This is a genomic window from Aeromonas salmonicida subsp. salmonicida (genome assembly GCF_001643305.1).
Classification (GTDB): domain Bacteria; phylum Pseudomonadota; class Gammaproteobacteria; order Enterobacterales; family Aeromonadaceae; genus Aeromonas; species Aeromonas salmonicida.
Map to the genome: position 1 here is coordinate 13,256 of NZ_LSGW01000045.1, position 18,215 is coordinate 31,470.

Annotated in this window: 15 protein-coding genes, 1 tRNA gene and 2 pseudogenes; 9 read left to right on the top strand and 9 right to left on the bottom strand. The window is 58.5% G+C overall.

All coding sequences use genetic code 11. The features are described 5' to 3' along the window. The first annotated feature begins 3 nt into the window (after positions 1 to 3). Together AXW79_RS05120 and mltC are read left to right on the top strand one after the other, a co-directional pair. Positions 4 to 276: an oxidative damage protection protein gene (locus tag AXW79_RS05120; protein WP_005313967.1), complete on the top strand. Its 273-nt coding sequence runs from the start codon at positions 4 to 6 to the stop codon at positions 274 to 276. An 89-nt stretch (positions 277 to 365) separates the two neighbouring features. After that, on the top strand, positions 366 to 1,466 hold the full coding sequence (gene mltC, locus AXW79_RS05125) for a membrane-bound lytic murein transglycosylase MltC (RefSeq protein ID WP_011898309.1): 1,101 nt from the start codon (positions 366 to 368) through the stop codon (positions 1,464 to 1,466). Positions 1,467 to 1,534: 68 nt separating this feature from the next. Here the strand turns inward: mltC and AXW79_RS05130 are convergent, their stop codons facing one another. Then, positions 1,535 to 1,915, bottom strand: coding sequence for a YgiW/YdeI family stress tolerance OB fold protein (locus tag AXW79_RS05130; protein ID WP_005313975.1), 381 nt, complete (start codon positions 1,913 to 1,915; stop codon positions 1,535 to 1,537). Positions 1,916 to 2,154: 239 nt separating this feature from the next. Here AXW79_RS05130 and AXW79_RS05135 point away from each other — a divergent pair, with 239 nt between their 5' ends. Further along, on the top strand, positions 2,155 to 3,162 hold the full coding sequence (locus AXW79_RS05135; RefSeq protein WP_005313983.1) for an SGNH/GDSL hydrolase family protein: 1,008 nt from the start codon (positions 2,155 to 2,157) through the stop codon (positions 3,160 to 3,162). Positions 3,163 to 3,221: 59 nt separating this feature from the next. On the opposite strand, the gene AXW79_RS05140 is transcribed toward AXW79_RS05135, so the two are convergent. Beyond that, positions 3,222 to 3,956, bottom strand: coding sequence for a substrate-binding periplasmic protein (locus AXW79_RS05140; protein WP_005313987.1), 735 nt, complete (start codon positions 3,954 to 3,956; stop codon positions 3,222 to 3,224). A 233-nt stretch (positions 3,957 to 4,189) separates the two neighbouring features. On the opposite strand from AXW79_RS05140, the gene ompA reads away from it, so the two are divergent. Continuing rightward, on the top strand, positions 4,190 to 5,221 hold the full coding sequence (ompA, locus tag AXW79_RS05145; RefSeq protein WP_005313988.1) for a porin OmpA: 1,032 nt from the start codon (positions 4,190 to 4,192) through the stop codon (positions 5,219 to 5,221). A gap of 75 nt (positions 5,222 to 5,296) precedes the next feature. Here the strand turns inward: ompA and AXW79_RS05150 are convergent, their stop codons facing one another. Genes AXW79_RS05150 through AXW79_RS05160 form a run of 3 tightly spaced genes read right to left on the bottom strand, consistent with a single transcriptional unit; the run spans position 5,297 to position 8,788 of the window. After that, positions 5,297 to 5,866: a PqiC family protein gene (locus AXW79_RS05150; RefSeq protein WP_005313989.1), complete on the bottom strand. Its 570-nt coding sequence runs from the start codon at positions 5,864 to 5,866 to the stop codon at positions 5,297 to 5,299. Next, positions 5,866 to 7,512: an intermembrane transport protein PqiB gene (gene pqiB / locus AXW79_RS05155; protein WP_011898307.1), complete on the bottom strand. Its 1,647-nt coding sequence runs from the start codon at positions 7,510 to 7,512 to the stop codon at positions 5,866 to 5,868. The genes AXW79_RS05150 and pqiB overlap by 1 nt, the downstream gene beginning before the upstream one ends. Further along, positions 7,505 to 8,788, bottom strand: a complete 1,284-nt coding sequence (locus AXW79_RS05160) for a paraquat-inducible protein A (RefSeq protein ID WP_005313991.1) — start codon at positions 8,786 to 8,788, stop codon at positions 7,505 to 7,507. The genes pqiB and AXW79_RS05160 overlap by 8 nt, the downstream gene beginning before the upstream one ends. Positions 8,789 to 8,963: 175 nt before the next feature. Here AXW79_RS05160 and hfq point away from each other — a divergent pair, with 175 nt between their 5' ends. Then, a complete protein-coding gene (hfq, locus tag AXW79_RS05165) occupies positions 8,964 to 9,323 on the top strand; it encodes an RNA chaperone Hfq (protein ID WP_005313994.1) in 360 nt (119 codons plus the stop codon). A 136-nt stretch (positions 9,324 to 9,459) separates the two neighbouring features. On the opposite strand, the gene AXW79_RS05170 is transcribed toward hfq, so the two are convergent. The 4 genes and pseudogenes from AXW79_RS05170 to dapA form a co-directional block, all read right to left on the bottom strand. Then, positions 9,460 to 10,050: an HAD family hydrolase gene (locus AXW79_RS05170; protein WP_005313997.1), complete on the bottom strand. Its 591-nt coding sequence runs from the start codon at positions 10,048 to 10,050 to the stop codon at positions 9,460 to 9,462. A gap of 65 nt (positions 10,051 to 10,115) precedes the next feature. Then, a pseudogene (locus AXW79_RS05175) lies at positions 10,116 to 11,219 on the bottom strand (EAL and HDOD domain-containing protein). Positions 11,220 to 11,223: 4 nt separating this feature from the next. Then, positions 11,224 to 12,853, bottom strand: a pseudogene (locus tag AXW79_RS05180) (diguanylate cyclase domain-containing protein). Between the two features lie 94 nt (positions 12,854 to 12,947). Next, a complete protein-coding gene (gene dapA, locus AXW79_RS05185) occupies positions 12,948 to 13,820 on the bottom strand; it encodes a 4-hydroxy-tetrahydrodipicolinate synthase (protein WP_005314009.1) in 873 nt (290 codons plus the stop codon). A gap of 279 nt (positions 13,821 to 14,099) precedes the next feature. Between dapA and rsmC the strand changes: the two genes are divergently transcribed. The 4 genes from rsmC (at position 14,100) to AXW79_RS05205 (ending at position 18,147) form a co-directional block, all read left to right on the top strand. Next, positions 14,100 to 15,128, top strand: a complete 1,029-nt coding sequence (rsmC, locus tag AXW79_RS05190; protein ID WP_005314012.1) for a 16S rRNA (guanine(1207)-N(2))-methyltransferase RsmC — start codon at positions 14,100 to 14,102, stop codon at positions 15,126 to 15,128. A 149-nt stretch (positions 15,129 to 15,277) separates the two neighbouring features. Then, a complete protein-coding gene (gene glgC, locus AXW79_RS05195; protein ID WP_005314014.1) occupies positions 15,278 to 16,495 on the top strand; it encodes a glucose-1-phosphate adenylyltransferase in 1,218 nt (405 codons plus the stop codon). Continuing rightward, a complete protein-coding gene (gene glgA / locus AXW79_RS05200) occupies positions 16,485 to 17,945 on the top strand; it encodes a glycogen synthase GlgA (RefSeq protein ID WP_005314016.1) in 1,461 nt (486 codons plus the stop codon). Before glgC ends, glgA begins: the two co-directional genes overlap by 11 nt. A 116-nt stretch (positions 17,946 to 18,061) precedes the next feature. Beyond that, positions 18,062 to 18,147, top strand: a tRNA-Leu gene (locus AXW79_RS05205). The last annotated feature ends 68 nt before the right edge of the window (positions 18,148 to 18,215 follow it).

Consider the following 18,215-nt stretch of genomic DNA (forward strand, 5'->3'; position numbering starts at 1 on the left):
AACATGAGCCGTACTGTATTTTGCCAACGCCTGAAAAAAGAGGGCCCGGGCCTGGATTTCCAACTCTACCCCGGTGAACTCGGCAAGCGGATTTTTGACAACATCAGCAAGGAAGCCTGGACCGAATGGCAGAAGAAGCAGGTGATGCTGATCAACGAGAAGAAGCTGAACATGATGAACCTGGAGCATCGTCAGCTGCTGGAAAAAGAGATGGTGAGCTACCTGTTTGAAGCGGGCGAAGTGGCCATCGATGGTTATACCCCTCCCAGCCAATGAGTTGTACCTGTGAGCCAGCGACGGCTATGCATCTCTTAGCTCACAGCCAATGAATGACGGGCGGCTTCGCCGCCCTGTTTGAGGATCCTATGGGCCGAATTTTTTGGCTGCTTTGCACCCTGCTGTTTCTCTCTGCCTGCTCATCTTCCCCCAAGCCCAGCGGGAGCGAGGATGACACCCTGGTCAACGGCAAGGACATTCGCGGTTTCGAACACATGATCAGCGCGCTCTCCCATAACGTGAACGAGATATGGGGGCGTGAAGCGCTGTTTGCGGGCAAATTTGACTATGTCAAATACACGGATCAGTACAAGAGCCGTGCCCACATCGACTTCTCCAGCGGCCACATCATGGTGGAGACGGTCTCCGGACTCGACCCCCAGGCTCACCTGCGCCGCGCCATCATAGAGACACTGCTGACTCCGGACGATCCGGCTGAGGTGGATCTGTACTCCGATCGGGAAATCCTGCCCGGTGGCGAGCCCTTCCTCTATGGTCAGGTGCTGGACAACCAGGGGCAGCCGATCCGATTCGACTGGCGCGCCGAGCGTTACGCCGACTACCTGCTCAGTACGGCGATGAAAAAACGCACTCTGGGGATCCGTACCATCTTCTTCGTCGATATTCCCATGGTGGCCAACCATGAAGACAAGCGGGGTTACAAGTACGCAAGCATCATTCGTCAAGCGTCCCGCAAGTACGGGGTGGCAGAGAGCCTGATCTATGCGGTGATCAAGACAGAGAGCAGTTTCAACCCCTATGCGGTCAGCCACGCCAATGCCTACGGCCTGATGCAGGTGATCCCGGCCACCGCAGGACGGGATGTCTATGTAAGGGTCAAGGGCAAGAATGGCCAGCCAACCCGGGATGATCTGTTCAATCCGGCCTACAACATAGACGTGGGAACCGCCTACCTGCATCTGTTGCAGACCGTCTATCTGGCGGATATCCAGGACCCGCTCTCCCGTCGCTATGCCGTCATCTCGGCTTACAACGGTGGTGCAGGCGGGGTGCTGAACACCTTCTCCAACGACCGCAAGGCGGCGCCTGGCAAGATCAACCGGCTCTCGCCAGAGGTGGTCTACCAGATCCTGACAGAGCAGCATCCCAAGGCGGAAGCACGCCGCTACCTCTACAAGGTCAATCAGGCCGAAAAGGGGTTCAAACGCACACTGGCCCGGACCGGCTAGCGGCCAAAACAGAAGGGCGCCTCTTTGGAGGCGCCCTTTTTACATATGACCTGTGCTGCGGTTGTACCTTACTTGGCGATAAACCCACCCTTGCTCTGCGGTGTGGCGCCTACCTTCTCCAGGCTCTCCACTTCCACTTCGGTCTTGTTCCAGCTGTGGTCCACTTCACCACGGATACGGATCAGATCGTCCGGGCCCACTTCGGTGCCGCGCCACACATCCTGATCCACTTCCACTTCCACTTCGCCACTGGCATCGCGGAACATATAGTTCTCGCCGCCCAGGTGCTTGACCAGGTTACCCTCCAGGGTGGCCCAGCTGTCATCAGCCAGATCCTTCAACTGGGCAACGGATACCTTGTTCTGCTCCTGCGGACCTGTGAAGGCCGCCATGGTGAAAGAAGAGATGGACATCAGGGTCAACAGACCGATTACGCTTGCCTTGTTCATTTCATGCTCCTGTGATTGGGTACGAGATGAGTGTGAGGCTTGGTGCGTGAAACAAACGTGAAGCCTCCCCATCTGGGTGAAGGGCATGTGACCGTAATCGATTTAATCAACCCCACCTGCTGCGAAATTTAATTCGGCTGGTTACGCTGCAAGATGGCAAAACGGGTTCCCAGCCCAGCTTGCCGCATCGAGGAAAAGCCTGCAGGCACCACCTGCTTCACATCAATGAGAACAACAAGATGAAAAAATGGTTTGTTTGTTTATTGGGGTTGATCGCGCTGACAGTTCAGGCAGCCGACACTCGCCCCGCCTTCTCCCGGATCGTGATGTTCGGCGACAGCCTCTCCGATACCGGCAAAATGTACAGCAAGATGCGCGGTTACCTCCCCTCCAGCCCGCCCTACTATGAGGGCCGTTTCTCCAACGGACCCGTCTGGCTGGAGCAGCTGACCAAGCAGTTCCCGGGTCTGACCATCGCCAACGAAGCGGAAGGCGGTGCCACTGCCGTGGCTTACAACAAGATCTCCTGGAATCCCAAGTATCAGGTCATCAACAACCTGGACTACGAGGTCACCCAGTTCTTGCAGAAAGACAGCTTCAAGCCGGACGATCTGGTGATCCTCTGGGTCGGTGCCAATGACTATCTGGCATATGGCTGGAATACGGAGCAGGATGCCAAGCGAGTTCGCGATGCCATCAGCGATGCGGCCAACCGCATGGTACTGAACGGTGCCAAGCAGATACTGCTGTTCAACCTGCCGGATCTGGGCCAGAACCCGTCAGCCCGCAGTCAGAAGGTGGTCGAGGCGGTCAGCCATGTCTCCGCCTATCACAACAAGCTGCTGCTGAACCTGGCACGCCAGCTGGCCCCCACCGGCATGGTAAAGCTGTTCGAGATCGACAAGCAATTTGCCGAGATGCTGCGTGATCCGCAGAACTTCGGCCTGAGCGACGTCGAGAACCCCTGCTACGACGGCGGCTATGTGTGGAAGCCGTTTGCCACCCGCAGCGTCAGCACCGACCGCCAGCTCTCCGCCTTCAGTCCGCAGGAACGCCTCGCCATCGCCGGCAACCCGCTGCTGGCACAGGCCGTTGCCAGTCCTATGGCCCGCCGCAGCGCCAGCCCCCTCAACTGTGAGGGCAAGATGTTCTGGGATCAGGTACACCCGACCACTGTCGTGCACGCAGCCCTGAGCGAGCGCGCCGCCACCTTCATCGAGACCCAGTACGAGTTCCTCGCCCACTGATGACAAGGGGCCGACACATGGTCGGCCCCTTCTTTTTGCTCCTTCGATCCCCTATTGGCTCAACGGTAACGTTTCACGATACCGTCATAGATGCCGTTCTGCCTGATGGTGGCCAGCGCCTCCTGCAGCCGCTTGATCACCTCCGGCGCCGTCTCCAGGCTCGCTGCCACATAGAGTTCTCCTCCGGTAAAGTCCTCGATGTCGTGCACTATCTTGAGGGTGCTGGGATCGTAGCCCGCCTGACGCACATAGTAATTTGCCGACTCCTGCGACACGGGCCAGAGGTCTATCCGCCCCATCAACAGCTTCAACATATTGGCCTCGTTATTGTTGTTGCGCTGCAGGTTGGAAAAGTTGCGCCCCATCAGGTACTGCTCCAGCGCATCATTGCGCACAGTGCCGATGGACCAGGTTCGCGCCTGCGACAGCTCGCTGAATGGCTTGATGTCGTCACGCTTGGCCAGGGCAAACACATGAAAGTTGATCTTGGCGATCACCCCTATCCACTGAAATTGATCCTCACGCTCAGGGAAGCGACTGATGCTGTAAATAAGCACATTGGGCCTACTGCGAGCCAGTGAAATGGCTCTCGCCCAGGGGTAAATATCCAGATTGTACTCAAACCCCGCCTCCTCCAGCATGGCCTCCACCACCTCTGTGCCCAGCCCCTTGATCTCGGCCTCCTCCAGATAGTTGTAAGGAGCATAATCCTCGGTCACCACATGTAGGGTTTCGACGGCCCAACCCGGGGCCAACCACAGCGACCAGCACAGCCATATCCATTTGCCGTTCATCTCCACCTCGGTGTGATCCTGCCTCGCTTAACTATTGCCGCCCCGCCCCAGAGATCAAATCACACCGCCAAACCACGGTAACAATAATCACAATATGATTTATATCAGTTGCTTGAGAACCTGAAGAAAGCGACTACTTTTAACCTGTTGTGGCTGTGCTACAAGCCCCGACCCATAGAGGAGAGGCGACACCAGATCCCCCCTCACCCAACATGCAATTGCAGAGGCTCAACATGAATAAATCACTGATTACCTTACTGGTTTCAGGCTTGCTTGCGGCCAACGCCCACGCAGCCGGACAAGACAACACCTGGTATGGCGGTGCCAAATTGGGTTGGTCCAATTTCTACGGTGTCGATGAAAACAACATCACCACCCTGCTCGATGAAGACAACGATGAAGTGGGCGCCGGTGCTTTCGCCGGTTATCAGATAAACCAGAATCTGGGGATCGAGCTGGGTTACGACTACCTGGGCAACTACAAGTACAGCGGTACCCGTAGCGGCGCGGCCTTCAACGATAAAGTAGAGGCTCAGCTGGCTCAGCTTACCCTCAAACTAGGCTTCCCAGTGGCAGAGAATCTGGACCTATACGGTCGCCTTGGCGGCGGATACGGTTGGGCCAGCAGTGACAAGCTGGATAACGACGGGCGATTCAACTTCGTCGGGGCACTCGGCGCCGAATACGCCTTTAATCTGGATTGGGCCGCCCGCCTCGAATACCAATACAGCTCGCCATACGGCGACCGCGAAGATACGGGTTTGCGCATGGACAATGGTCTGCTGGCCGTCGCCGTGGTTTATCGCTTCGGCCAGGTCGCCCCTGTGGTAGCAGCCCCGGCGCCTACACCGGCCCCGGAGCCCGTCATGGTCGAGAAGCAATTCACCCTGAGCTCGGACGTACTGTTTGACTTCAACAAGGCGACCCTCAAACCGGAAGGCGGGCAGGCGCTGGATACCCTCTACGGTGAGATTGAGGCAGCCCGGCCCACGGATGGCGTCGCTACCGTGATCGGCTATACCGACCGCATCGGCTCGGATGCCTATAACCAGCGGCTCTCGGAGCAGCGTGCCCAGACAGTCGCTGACTATCTCGTCGGCAAAGGCCTGCCAGCGGGCAAGGTCAACGTGGAGGGGCGTGGCAAAGGGTCCCCTGTCACCGGCGACAGCTGCACCAGCAAATCCAAGCATGAGCTGATCGTCTGCCTGGCTCCGGATCGCCGAGTCGAGGTCAAGGTGGAGGGAGTATCGGAAGTTCAGCAATAGTCTCATGACGCCACTCTGATGGCGCCACGATAAAAAACGGGAGGCTTCGGCCTCCCGTTTTCATTCACGTCAGACTCAGGCGCCTTTGCGCACCTCTGCCGCAATCTGGTCAAGCAGCTGTTGCCAGCCTTGTCCCAGCTCGCTGACCAGGGAACCATAGCCGTCGGCTGGCAGCACTCGCACCTGCTGGAAGGGAACATCACGCAAGACTGTGCCTTCTTCCGTCAACAAGCGCCAGCGGCCACTCAGCACGGCACGTCCATCGTGGCGCCCCTGGAAACGTTCGACCGAGATGCTCAGGACAGGGCCCTTGCGGGCACCGTCCTGGCGCACCACCCAGCCGGGCAGGCGGTTGGACAAGCCACTCAGGGTCAGCTGATTGAGCTGGGCATCGAGAAAACCTGCCCAGCGATGATACTCGGCGAAGTGCAGCTCATTGCCTTCCAGCTGATAGACCAGACTGACTCTATCCAGCTGGCCCGACAGCGCAACCGGACGCAACACCAGTTGATGCTGGGGTTGCTCCGTCACCGCGGCCGCCGGCTGTGCCTCGGCATCGAGAGAGTAGTAGTGCAGCACCGTCGGGGCCGAACTGCAACCCGCCAGCAGACCCAGCAAGGCCAGCGTCATTATCTGTTTTTTCATCATTGACCTCGCTTGGGCTCAGGATCACGGGGACGGGCGCGATCAAAGATCAACGAACTCGGTTGTTCGTTGAGTGAATGCACCAGAGGCTGCAACTCACGCATCAGTTGATTGAGCGACTGTACCGACTGGCGCAGATCCTGATTGGTCTGGGAGTTGGCATCGTACTCTTGCAACGTGCTCTGCAACTGCTTCAGGCTGTCGTTCAAGGACGCCGGCAACTGCTGGGTCGAGCTCTGACCGGTAAACTTGTTCAGATTGGAACTCACGGCACTGATGCTCTTGAGGGTCTGATCCAGCGTGGCCAGGGTGCTGTTGACCTGCGTCAGCGTCTTGGCCGTGTCCATGTCGACGAACTTGTCGAGGATCTGGTTCACCTTGCGCTCGATCTGGTCCAGCCCGGCCTGAACGGTCGGGAACACCTGATAGCCGGCCAGCTTGATGGCCTGATACTTGGGTGCATCCGGATAGAAGTTCAGATCCACCACCTTGCCCCCGGTCAGCAGGCTGGAGGTCTTGAGCGTCGCCCGCAACCCTTCCTTGAACTGCTTGCCGAACAGGGCACGCCACTGCTCCTTCTCAGCATTGGCATAGCGGTGAGAGAGCCGCTGCACCTCGATGCGCGCCAGTACCGGTATCTGCCGGCTTTGGAACATCTGTACCCCTTTCTCGTCGATGAGGTAGGGGGCCGAGATGACGGTACCGACCCGGATGCCGCGATATTCCACAGCCGCCCCCGGATGCAGGCCACCGACACTGTCTTCAAACAGAAACACGTAATCGATGAACTGATCCAGACTACCGGCAAGCACACTGGCTTCATCCTGGAAGAGTGTGAAACCATCCATCTGCTTGACCGGCTCACCGGGGGCCCAGCCGGGCGGTAACCCCATTGTGATGCCACCGTCGAGCAGACTCTCCAGAGAATCCATCTTCACCTTCATCCCCTCGCTGCTCATGGAGACCTCGAAACCCGGGGTCATCCAGAAGCGGGAGTTGCCGCTCACCAGCACGTCATAAGGGGTGTTGATGAAGATCTGGTACTGCATCTCGCTCTTCTCAGGCAGGAATTTCGCCTCTTCCACCTGGCCTATGGTAAAGCCCTGATAGTTGATGGGCGACCCCACCCCGAGCGCACGGGTATCCCGGCTGCTCAGGGAGAGCCGCAGCCCCTTGGCATCCTGGGAGGCCAGTGGCGGCTTGTCCAGCATGGCGTATTCATCCAGGGGCTTGCCCTTTCTGCCAGGCGCCAGCTCGATATAGGCACCGGAAAGCAGAGTGCTGAGACCGGAGACCCCTTCCCGGCCAACCCTGGGCTTGACCACCCAGAATTGACTGTCTTTCTTGAGCATGCCGGCAGCAGCGTTGGTCAAGCGAGCCTTCAGCACCGCATGGCTGTAATCCTCACTGAGTTCCACTGCCTCGATACGACCCACTTCCACCTCGCGGGAGCGGATCACCGTCTTGCCCGCCACAATCCCTTCGGCAGTAGCCACTGTCAGGGTGAAGCTGGGACCTTGCGAATACCAATGCTGGAACAGCATCCAGACCCCGATGAACAGCGCCAGCAGCGGCACCATCCAGATTGCGGCGGCCGAGCTCAAAAAATCAGAGCCGGGTTTCCACCTTTTCTTACGCTCACTCACGTTCGCGCTCTCCTTGTTGTAAATCCCAGATCAGGCGGGAGTCGAAACTCATGGCAGCTACCATGGTGATCAACACCACACCCGCAAATGCAACGGCTGCAGGGCCCGGATAGACGGTCATCAGGTTGTCGAGCCGGATCAGGCCCGCCAATATGGCCACCACGAAGACGTCGATCATCGACCAGCGTCCCACAAATTCAGTCATGCGATAGAGCTTGAGCTTGCCAAGGGGCGAGGCCCCGTGGCCGCGCTGTACCATATAGCAAAGCCACAGCAGCGCCAGGATTTTCACCAGCGGCACCACAACGCTGGCGATGAAGATCACTGCAGCTATGGGGTAAGACCCCATGGCCCACAACAAAACCACGCCGCCCATGATAGTGGAAGGGCTGTCATCCCCGAGGAAGACGGTATCCATGATGGGATAGAGGTTGGCCGGCACGTAGAGGATCACCGACGTGAAGAGCAGGGCCCAGGTCCGGTTGATGCCACCCGGCTTGCGGCTGTGCAGGCGCTCACCGCAACGCTTGCAGCTGTGCTCCCCCACCTCGCCCAGAGCGCCGCAGATGTGGCACCCCACCAGCCCGGATGCCATGGCGCTGGCCTCAGCATCAGCATCAGCATCCAGCTCGCGGGGTTCGGTCGGCCCGAACAGCCGCTGCCACAGCCACATGCGATCCAGCGACGAGATCGTCTTGATGAGCAGCACCGTGTAACCGACGAAGGCCCAGAACGACAGCCCCATCTTGATGTCGGCCATCCCCATCAGCTTGACCAGCGAAATGAGCACCCCGATGAGGAACACATCCACCATCAGCCAAGGTTTTATCCTGCAAAGCAAACGGCCTAGCGCACGCAGGGAATTGCTGTGCAGATCCTTGTCGACCCGCCACAGCACCAGCATGATGGAGCCCACATAGACCAGCGGCAGGCCGATAAGGGTCAAACTCAGCACAGCCCCAAGAAACAGGTAGCCCTGATCCACCAGGGTGGTGATGCACTGCAGAAACGTCATCTCCTGCCCTACGCCCTTGGCCGAGAAAGACATAAAGGTGAAGGAGTTGGAGAGCACAAACATGATGATGGCCGCAAAGCCATAGGAGATGGGCCTGCGTTCCTGCTCCGGCAGATGGACGCTCAGGACATGGCCACAGCGCGGACAGCTGCTCTTCTCCCCCACGGCCAGCACCGTGGCCGGTACCAGCAGGTCACACTCTTCACATGCGGTCGCGTCGTGGGTATAGGTGGGTTTGTGTAGGTTTGAAACCGGATGCAAGATGAAACCCCAAGATGAGGCCCGCCACGGGCCAGAGGCGCCAATTATTACAGCCGCGGCCCCCGCCGACCAGTACTGTCGTTACACCATACGGGATGGGCGTGAGAATGACTTTGACAAGCCAGTAGCCATTTAGCACAATCAAACGCCACTTTTTTCCGCGGGACAATAATTTATGACAACTGAATCCCCAAGCTACTCCACGATTGAGCAAGCCTTCTCCCTCGGGAACGGGCAAGATTCTGCCCTCAACTGGTTGCGTAAAAATCGCAGTCAGGTCGCCATCTTCCTGGTGAGCGGCATCAAGCTGGAAGGAACCATCAGCGGCTTCGACCAGTACAGCGTACTGTTGACCGATGCCCATGGTAACCAGCAGCTGGTCTACAAGGCCAAGATCTCCACCATCGCCATGCATTCCGGCCGTCCCCAGGTCAGCATACAGCGCGCCCGCAAGCCACGCGTCTCCATGGCGCCGCGCCCCCACGGAGCCCCGAGTCGTTACGACGACAATCAGGGCGGCAGCAGCGAGCAGTAACTGGCTTGCCTGAATCACCCCGAGACCATTGCTGCGTCAAAGGGTGACCGAGTCCATTCTCATTGATTATGTCTGTCCCGTATGAGAATGGACTCTATGCTTGACCCGCTCGTGTCTCTCCCTCACCGCTTTCTCTTCAGTATTGCAAGTCAACCGGCTTGCCATCCCTGACCATGCAGGTCTGCATCCCGGCAGCCTGACCGGCCTGCACGCCAATTCCCGTATCCTCGAATACCAGACAGGTCGTCGGTTCAAGTCCTAAACGACTCGCTACCAGCAGGAAAGTATCTGGGTGGGGCTTATGCAACTCAACATCGTCAGCGGTCACCACCACGGAGAAGTAGCGATCCAGTCCGGTATTGCGCAGCACAGCCTCGGCATTGATACGCGGCGACCCTGTGCCTATCCCCATGGGGATCTGGCCGTGATAACGCTCAACCAGTTCCAGCATGGCCGGAAAGACGGCCACCTTGTGCAGATTGGCCACATAGTGCTCTGTCTTGCAACGGGTCACGACCACGGGATCCAGGGCGCTCTGCTGCTGCTCGGCAACCAGCAGGGCAATTTTTCGACTCGGCATGCCTCCCAGCTCATAGAACCAGTCAGCATCGAAGCGAAAGCCAAACTCACGGGAAGTGTGTTCCCAGGCGGCAAGATGCAGCGGCATTGAGTCCACCAGGGTGCCATCGAGGTCAAATACCAGGCCTTGAAATCCGGATAGGGTCATGGTGCAGGATCCGTGTCTGAGAATGGGTCCCCATTCTAGCCAGAGCCACTCCTCATCGCCATGACCTAGGTGGCGAGAAACGCTTGCCCCCACATTTGTGCCTGAAAATAGATGGGTGTCAGCCTGGCAGGATCCAGCTGGTAGTGCGGTGCCAGCTGGGCAAGCAGCGGCCAGTCTCCTTGCTCGTAGGTTTTCACCAGTTGGAACAGATGAAAGAGCGGCCCCTCATGGAACTCCAGCGCCCGCTGCACATCCTTGGGCAGATGAGCCTTGAGCTGGGCAGAGAGCAGTGAACCATCCAGCACCAATCCCACCAGAAAGGCCCAGCTGGCGGCATCCTTGCCAAGCGCTGTCATGGCAATCAGCTCGCAGAAGCGGCCACGGGCGATGGCCATGCGGGTACAGGCCTCCGGCATGTGATAGCAGACCCGCGCCAGCCCGTAGATGAGGACGAACTTGCGGATCTCCTACTCCCCCAGATAGGAGAGGGCTCTCGGCACAGAAGTAATGGAGCTGACGTGATCAAAGCCGGGAGCATTAACATAGGTAAGCAGCTGGCCCGGCAGCCAGGCGTCCTGCTCCAGCAGGCTGGCGACCCTGGCAAAAGAGAACTCCTCGTGGCAGATGACTTGCAGTATCTCCTGCACCAGCTTCATGTCCGGCTGGGCGGCGCGCTGATTGACCAGTTCGGGACGGGCGAGAAAACCGCCAGCGAAGAAATCGACCCCGGCCTCCTTGAGCGGCAAAAAATCCCCCCAGGTCTCGATGTCCAGAGCCATTCGCTTGTGCTCGGTCGGCTGGCTGATCCCCTCCTCTCCCATCCAGAACACCAGCAGACGGCAGGCGTTGAGCCAGCGTGGTTCGCGCTGGGCGCAGTGCACGGCCAGACGCCGCCGGTAGTCACGCCACTGGGTCAGCACGGGAAACGAGGCGGGCAGGCGCTCGGCAGAGGCCTCGACCAGCGGAATGGTATCCGGGTCAAACAGCAAGGGACGTTGCTCATCGAGCTGTTCATGGCTGAAGGGCAACAAGTATTGACGCCCCTGGGCCAGCAGACGGCATTGCGCTGCGAGCAGAGCCCACTCGGCAGGGTCGGCAAGCTGGTAATCAATGCCATAGGCAACGAGGGCAAGACGGCGGTTGAAGATGGGGTAACGACGTAACAGCATGGGCTCACCGATAGGCTAGCGTACACGCCCTCCCCTGCGACTTGGCATGATAGAGCGCCTGATCGGCCTGTTCGGTCAGGCTCTGCCATGTTCCATCCAGCGAGGGAACCAGATAGCTAAAGCCTATGCTAACCGTAATGAAATCAGCAACTCGGGAAGCCGGATGCGGGATCTTTAATTCACTCAGCCCCTGGTGAATCTGTTCGGCCAACCGCTCGGCTTCACCAGGCTGCGGACCGCACAGCAGGATCACGAACTCCTCCCCGCCGTAGCGCGCCACCAGATTGGTGCGTCGTCGCTCCGCCTCCTGCAGCAGGCTGGCTACCTGTTGCAGACACAGGTCTCCCTTGGCATGACCGAAGTGATCGTTATAGGACTTGAACTCATCCACATCGATCATCAACACCGCCAGCAAGCTTTGATGACGACGGGCCCACTCCCACTCCCGTTGCATGGTGAGATCCCAGTGACGACGGTTGGCGATACCGGTCAAGGGGTCTTCCAGCGACAGCATGGACAGTCGTTTGTTGGCCTCCTCCAGTGCCCGGTTGGTTTCTGCCAGCTGCATGGTGCGCTCGCTGACCCTCAGCTCCAGTTCCCGGTTGAAATGCTCCAGCGCGGCCTGGGTGCGTTGGCGGATCAACAGCTGGGAGAGCATGGCGGCGTACTGCTTGAAGATCTCGCTCTGGTAGGCCTTGAGTGGCCGACGCCACAACAGGTTGTCGGCAGCGATCCAGCCGATGGGCATGTCACCGTCCCACAGCGAAACCATGGCATTCCAGCCGCGCCCCACCTCCTGCTTCTCGTAGTAGAGCGGCGCATCTTCCAGCACCAGCACATAATCCTTGCGACGCAGCGCCTCCTGCACAGTGGGGTGCTCCGGGATGGGGCTGACGAAGTGGTGCTCGTCGATGAGCTCACCCGCCTCGTTGGTGCCCCAGGTTCCGTGCATGGTCTTGAACTCGGCGTCGACCAGGAAGATGGCGATGCGATCAAACTGCAGATCCTGACGCGCCAGCGCCACCGCATCGTGCAGCAGCTGCTGCTCGCTATCGCAGCGGGAAAGCTTGACCCCCACCTGATGGAGCGCCTGCAACATGCTGAGGAAGGAGTCCTGCAACGCCTGACTGCGGATGAGGTCGGCCTGAGTGTGTCTGCGTTGATCCCGCTCCTGATCGATCTGGCTGGCGAGCAATCGGCTCTCCAGCTCGGCGGCCAGGTAGTGCATCAGCAACTGGATACTGTCGGGAGAGGCGATCGAGACGGCGGCGGGTCTCCAGATAGACCACGGCCTCCAGCCCCTTGTGGCGCTTGAGGGGGAAGCAGGCGCGCAGGCGCGGCGTTTCCGGTTCGACGGTTTCCCAGACATCGGCGGTCGGGGCTGTCTGCTCCACCACCAGCTGACCCTTGTCGAGCGCATGTTCGATGAAGATGATGGGGAGTTTGGCGGGCGCAAGGGCCTCTGCATTCAGGCAGATCAGCCCCTGCTCCAGTTGAAAACTGTAAAGTTGGGACTCGGGCGCCCGCAACCAGAGGTAAATCTGTTCGGCTTCTGTCTTTTCCCTGACTGCTGCCAGTGTCACTTCACAGAGGTGTTCAAAACTGGTGAAGTGCTCTGGATCCCATTCCTGCATGCCTGCCATCCTTGGTTGTATCCAAGCGAGTATATCGGCAAACATTGCACATTAATTGACTAGGCAGTCAAAAGCGCGATCCAGAGCCCACTTTTTATAACAAATTCAATGCCTGCATCGCACTACGAATGCGCTCGCGAGTCGCCTCGGACAACGGCATCACCGGCAGGCGGCACTCTTCGCTGCAAAAGCCCAGCAGGGAGACCGCATACTTGGCACCTGCCGGACTCGGCTCGGCAAACATGGCCTGATGCAGCGGGATGAGTTTGTCCTGCAGTTCACGCGCTTCCTGCCACTTGCCGGCCAGTGTCAGGTTTTGCACCTCGGCCACCAGTCTGGGTGCCACGTTGGCGGTAACAGAGATACAGCCTTGCCCGCCACCTATGTTGTAAGCCACTGCGGTAGCATCTTCACCTGAGAGCCAGGCAAACGGCTTCTTGATGAGCTGACGCTCGGTCCAGGGACGAGCCAGGTCACCGGTAGCATCTTTCACGCCGGCGATGCGCGGCAGTTCGGCCAGACGGGCCAGGGTGGCAGGTTGCACGTCAACGATGGCGCGCGGCGGAATGTTGTAGACGATGATGGGTTTGCTGGTGGCGTCGTGTACCGCCTTGAAGTGGTGATAGAGTCCCTCCTGATTGGGACGGTTGTAATAACCGGCCACGTGCAGGGTGGCATCGGCCCCCGCCTGCTCGGCATGACGGGTATATTCAATGGCCTCGACGGGGTTGTTGGAACCGGCCCCGGCGATCACCGGCACCCGGCCTGCTACCTGCTTGACCACCAACTCCACCACGCGGCAATGCTCGTCGTGGGTCAGGGTCGGACTCTCGCCCGTCGTACCGACCGGCACTATGCCGTGGGTGCCCTGCTCTATGTGCCACTCCACCAGGCGGGCCAGTGCGGCCTCATCCAGCTGGCCCTGTCGAAATGGGGTGATCAGGGCAACTATCGAACCTTGAAACATGGGATTTCCTTCTCCTGGATACGGTAAAAATACTAATAAAAAACCCCGGTACGGGTTGCGCAACCGGGGTTGAATCTTCTCAGGGATGAGAGGTTACGCGCGAACGTCGGCAGGCCCGAATGTCAGGCTTTTTTTGTGCTTTCGTTTCGACTCGTTGGACCGCATTTCATCATCTCTGGTCAAAAAATGGTGTCTGGGCATATTTCGGGAACACGGCATAAATGTCAAGGCGAAAGGGGCTATGTATAATGGCCGCCCAAAATTGCATGGAGAGACCCGATGAGCAGCCCTATCAGTGCCGTCAGCCAGATGCTGGAACGAAACCAAGCCCTCTTTGTCGGCAAGCGGCTACTTGTCTGCGGCACCCTGGAGGATGACTATCCCCGCCAGCTGGCTGAGCTGGCCAGTTCCCTGACTGTGTTTACCACGGATTATTGCTACTACCGCAGCCAGCAGGCAACGTTGGGTGACGCTATCCTGTTCGACCACCAACTGGGCGGTGCCCCCCGTTTCGATGCCCTGCTGCTGCTGATGCCCAAGGCCAAGGCAGAGGCCCAATACCTGCTGGCCATGATGACCCCCTTGCTGGAGGCGGGTGCAGACCTGTTTCTGGCCGGGGAGAATCGCGGCGGCATCAATGGCGCCGACAAGCTGCTGGCCCCCTATGGCAACAAGCCAGTCAAGCGCGACTCGGCCCGCCGCTGCTCTCTCTATCACGGCGAACTCAGCAAGCCGGTTATCCCGTTCGAATTGGATGCCTGGTTCAGCCGTTATGAGTGCAAGGCCGGTGATACCGAGCTGACTGTGCTGGCCCTGCCCGGCGTATTCAGTGCAGACGAGCTGGATCCGGGCAGCCAGATGCTGCTGGCGGCAGTGCCACCGATGACGGGCGAGCTGCTCGATTTCGGCTGTGGTGCCGGCGTCATTGGATCTGTGCTGGCCAAACGCAATCCGGGGCTGGAGGTCAAGATGGTGGATATCAGCGCCCTTGCGCTGGAGTCGAGCCGCCGCACCCTGGCCATCAACGGTTTGCAGGGGCAAGTCCAGGCCTCCGACGTCTATTCCGACATCACAGGAAAGTTTGACCACATCGTCTCCAACCCCCCCTTCCACGCCGGCCTCAAGACCTTCTATGCGGCCACCGAAACCTTCCTCGCCAAGGCACCTGAGTACCTGTCGGCGAATGGTGGCCTGACCATAGTCGCCAACGCCTTCCTGCGATATCAACCTATACTGGAAACGCACTTCAAACGGACTGACATAATCAGCAGCGATGCCAAATTCAAGGTCTATCTGAGCAAAGTGTAAATAAGTGTAACCAGCGCCAGGAAACTGGTAGTGAGCCCCATCCGGGATCTGATAAGGTAAATACCAATCGTATAACCACCCCTTTAGGGGTGTTTTTTTGCAGTGATCTGAAAACCTTTTCACATCATCAACTCAGGGAGAGAAATACGATGGCAGGCATACTCACCATGATACTGGCGGGCGGAGAAGGAACCCGTCTCCAGCCGCTTACCACCACCCGCAGCAAGCCCTCTGTCCCGTTCGGTGGCAGTTATCGACTGATCGATTTCGTCCTCAACAACTTCGTCAACGCGGACTTCCTGCGCATCTACGTCTTGACCCAATTCAAGTCCCAGTCCCTCTATCTGCATATGAAGAAGGGCTGGAACATAGTCGGCATCACGGACCGCTTCATCGACCCTATTCCAGCCCAGATGCGAATGGGAAAACGCTGGTATGACGGCACGGCCGACGCCATCTATCAGAACCTGCGTTTCATCGAGATCTCGGACCCGGAGCACGTCTGTATCTTCGGCTCCGATCACATCTACAAGATGGACGTGAGCCAGATGGTGACCTTCCACAAACAGAAGGCCGCCGCCCTGACCGTCGCCGCCCTGCGTATGCCCATCGAGGAGGCGAGTGCCTTCGGGGTGATAGAAGTGGATCAGGAAGGCCGCATGATCGGCTTCGAAGAAAAGCCCAAACATCCCAAACACATTCCTGGCGACCCCACGCAGGCGCTGGTTTCCATGGGCAACTACATCTTCGAAACCGAAGCGCTTTATCGCGAGCTGAAGCGTGACGCCGCCGAGGAGAACTCCAGCCACGATTTTGGCAAGAACATCATTCCCAGCATGTTCCCCCGCGCCCCCGTCTATGTCTATGACTACAGCACCAACGTGATCCCGGGCGAGAAACCCACCGTCTACTGGCGCGATGTGGGCACGCTTGACTCTTATTGGCAGGCACACATGGACCTGGTCGCCGACGATACCCCCTTCTCTCTGTATAACCGCAAGTGGCCACTGCACACTCACTATCCGCCCTTGCCACCCGCCACCTTCGTCGATACCGATGACTGCAAGGTCAAGATAGCCAACTCCCTGATCTCCGGCGGCTGCTTCATTCAGGGCAGCCAGATCCAGCGCTCCATACTGGGATTTCGCTGCAACATAGGCCCCTGCAGCCACATCAGCAAGTCTGTATTGCTCGGGGATGTGAAGATAGGCGAAGGTTGCTCCATCAGGCGCGCCATCATTGACAAGAACGTTGAAATTGCACCCGGCACCGTGATCGGTGAAAATCTGGACCATGACAGAGAGAGATTTACCGTATCCGAAGGCGGTATCGTCGTGGTACCTAAGGGAGCAAGAGTTGGCTATTAACCCACTGAAAATCCTGTTTGTTGCCTCGGAAGTTGAGGGGCTTGTGAAGACCGGGGGCCTGGCAGATGTAGCCAGAGCCCTGCCATTGTATCTGGCCCAGAAGGGCCATGACGTCAGGATCATCTTGCCCTTCTACAAGACGATCAAGCGCCGTGATGAGGCCAGACTGATCGCCTCTCGCTGGTTGCCAACCCATCCGGGACTGCCGGACATCGGCTATCGCATCTATCAGATGGAGCTGGAAGGGGTCTGTGTCTATCTACTCGACTGCCCGCAATATTTCGATCGACCCCAGCTCTACGCCGAGAACAACCAGGCTTATGGCGACAACGGTGAGCGGTTCGCCTTCTTCTCGGCCGCAGCCCTGCATGCCTGCGAGCAGCTGGACTTCGCCCCCGAGATAGTGCACTGCAACGACTGGCATACCGGTCTGCTACCACTGCTGCTCAAGACCCGCCATGCTCACAACCCCTTCTTCCAGCACACTCGCAGCGTGATCAGCATTCACAATGCGGCCTTTCAGGGGGTATTCGGTCGGGAGCAGTTCTGGGCCATGCCCGAGATTGCTGACTATGAACAGCGCATCAGCTACGACTATGGTCACGTCAATCTGCTCAAATGCGGTGTGCTCTATGCCGACAAAATCAATGCAGTCAGTCCCAACTATGCCAGTGAATTGCTGACCCACCTGGGCGCCCACGGCATGGCCAACATCTTCCAGCAGCGGGCTGCCGACTTGCGCGGCATTCTCAATGGCTGTGATTATAAGGATTGGGATCCGGCATTTGACGACTTCCTGCCCGCCACCTATGACGTGGACAACCTCGCTGGCAAACGGGTCTGTAAACAGACGCTGCAGCAGGAAGCGGGCCTGCCGGTCACGGACTTGCCCATCTACGGCATGGTGTGCCGCCTGACCGAGCAGAAAGGAGTACACCTGCTGCTACCCGTGCTGGACAAGTTCCTGCATCACAAGGTACAGGTGGTGATAGTGGGGTCGGGTGATCCCTCCCTCGCCGCCCAGTTGCAGGCCACGGCACAGCGATACCCGGACAAGCTCGCCTTCCTCAACACCTATGACGACAGACTGGCCCATCTGGTGGAAGCGGGCGCCGACTTCTTCCTGATGCCCTCTCTGTTCGAGCCTTGCGGCCTCAACCAGATGTACAGCCTCGCCTACGGCACCTTGCCGCTGGTACGGGCCGTCGGTGGCCTCAAGGACACTGTCGTGGACTGGGATGCGGAGCCAGAGCATGCCACCGGCTTCTGCTTCAATGATCCAACCGCCAATATCCTGCTCGATGCCATGCGCCGCAGCCTGCTCTATTACCTGCAGGATCCCGAGCGGTTTGCCCAGGTACAGCGCAATGCCATGAATACCCGCTTCAACTGGCCGGATTCGGTCACTCAATACGAGCAGATGTATCAGGATGCACTGGCCCGGCAGTGATGCTCATTGCTGAACTTTTGTGCCCTTGATGCTGCTTTGAACGTCAACAGCGAAAAAAGTCCCCTTTGGCTGTTGACGCTCATCCAAAACTCTATAGAATCCCCCACCGCAGTGATGCGAAGGTGGCGGAATTGGTAGACGCGCTAGCTTCAGGTGTTAGTGTCCCACGGATGTGAGGGTTCGAGTCCCTCTCTTCGCACCAATACTGCCATGCTGATTCAGCAGCATGTAAATCCAACTGGAAAACCCGAATGTGCGAAGGTGGCGGAA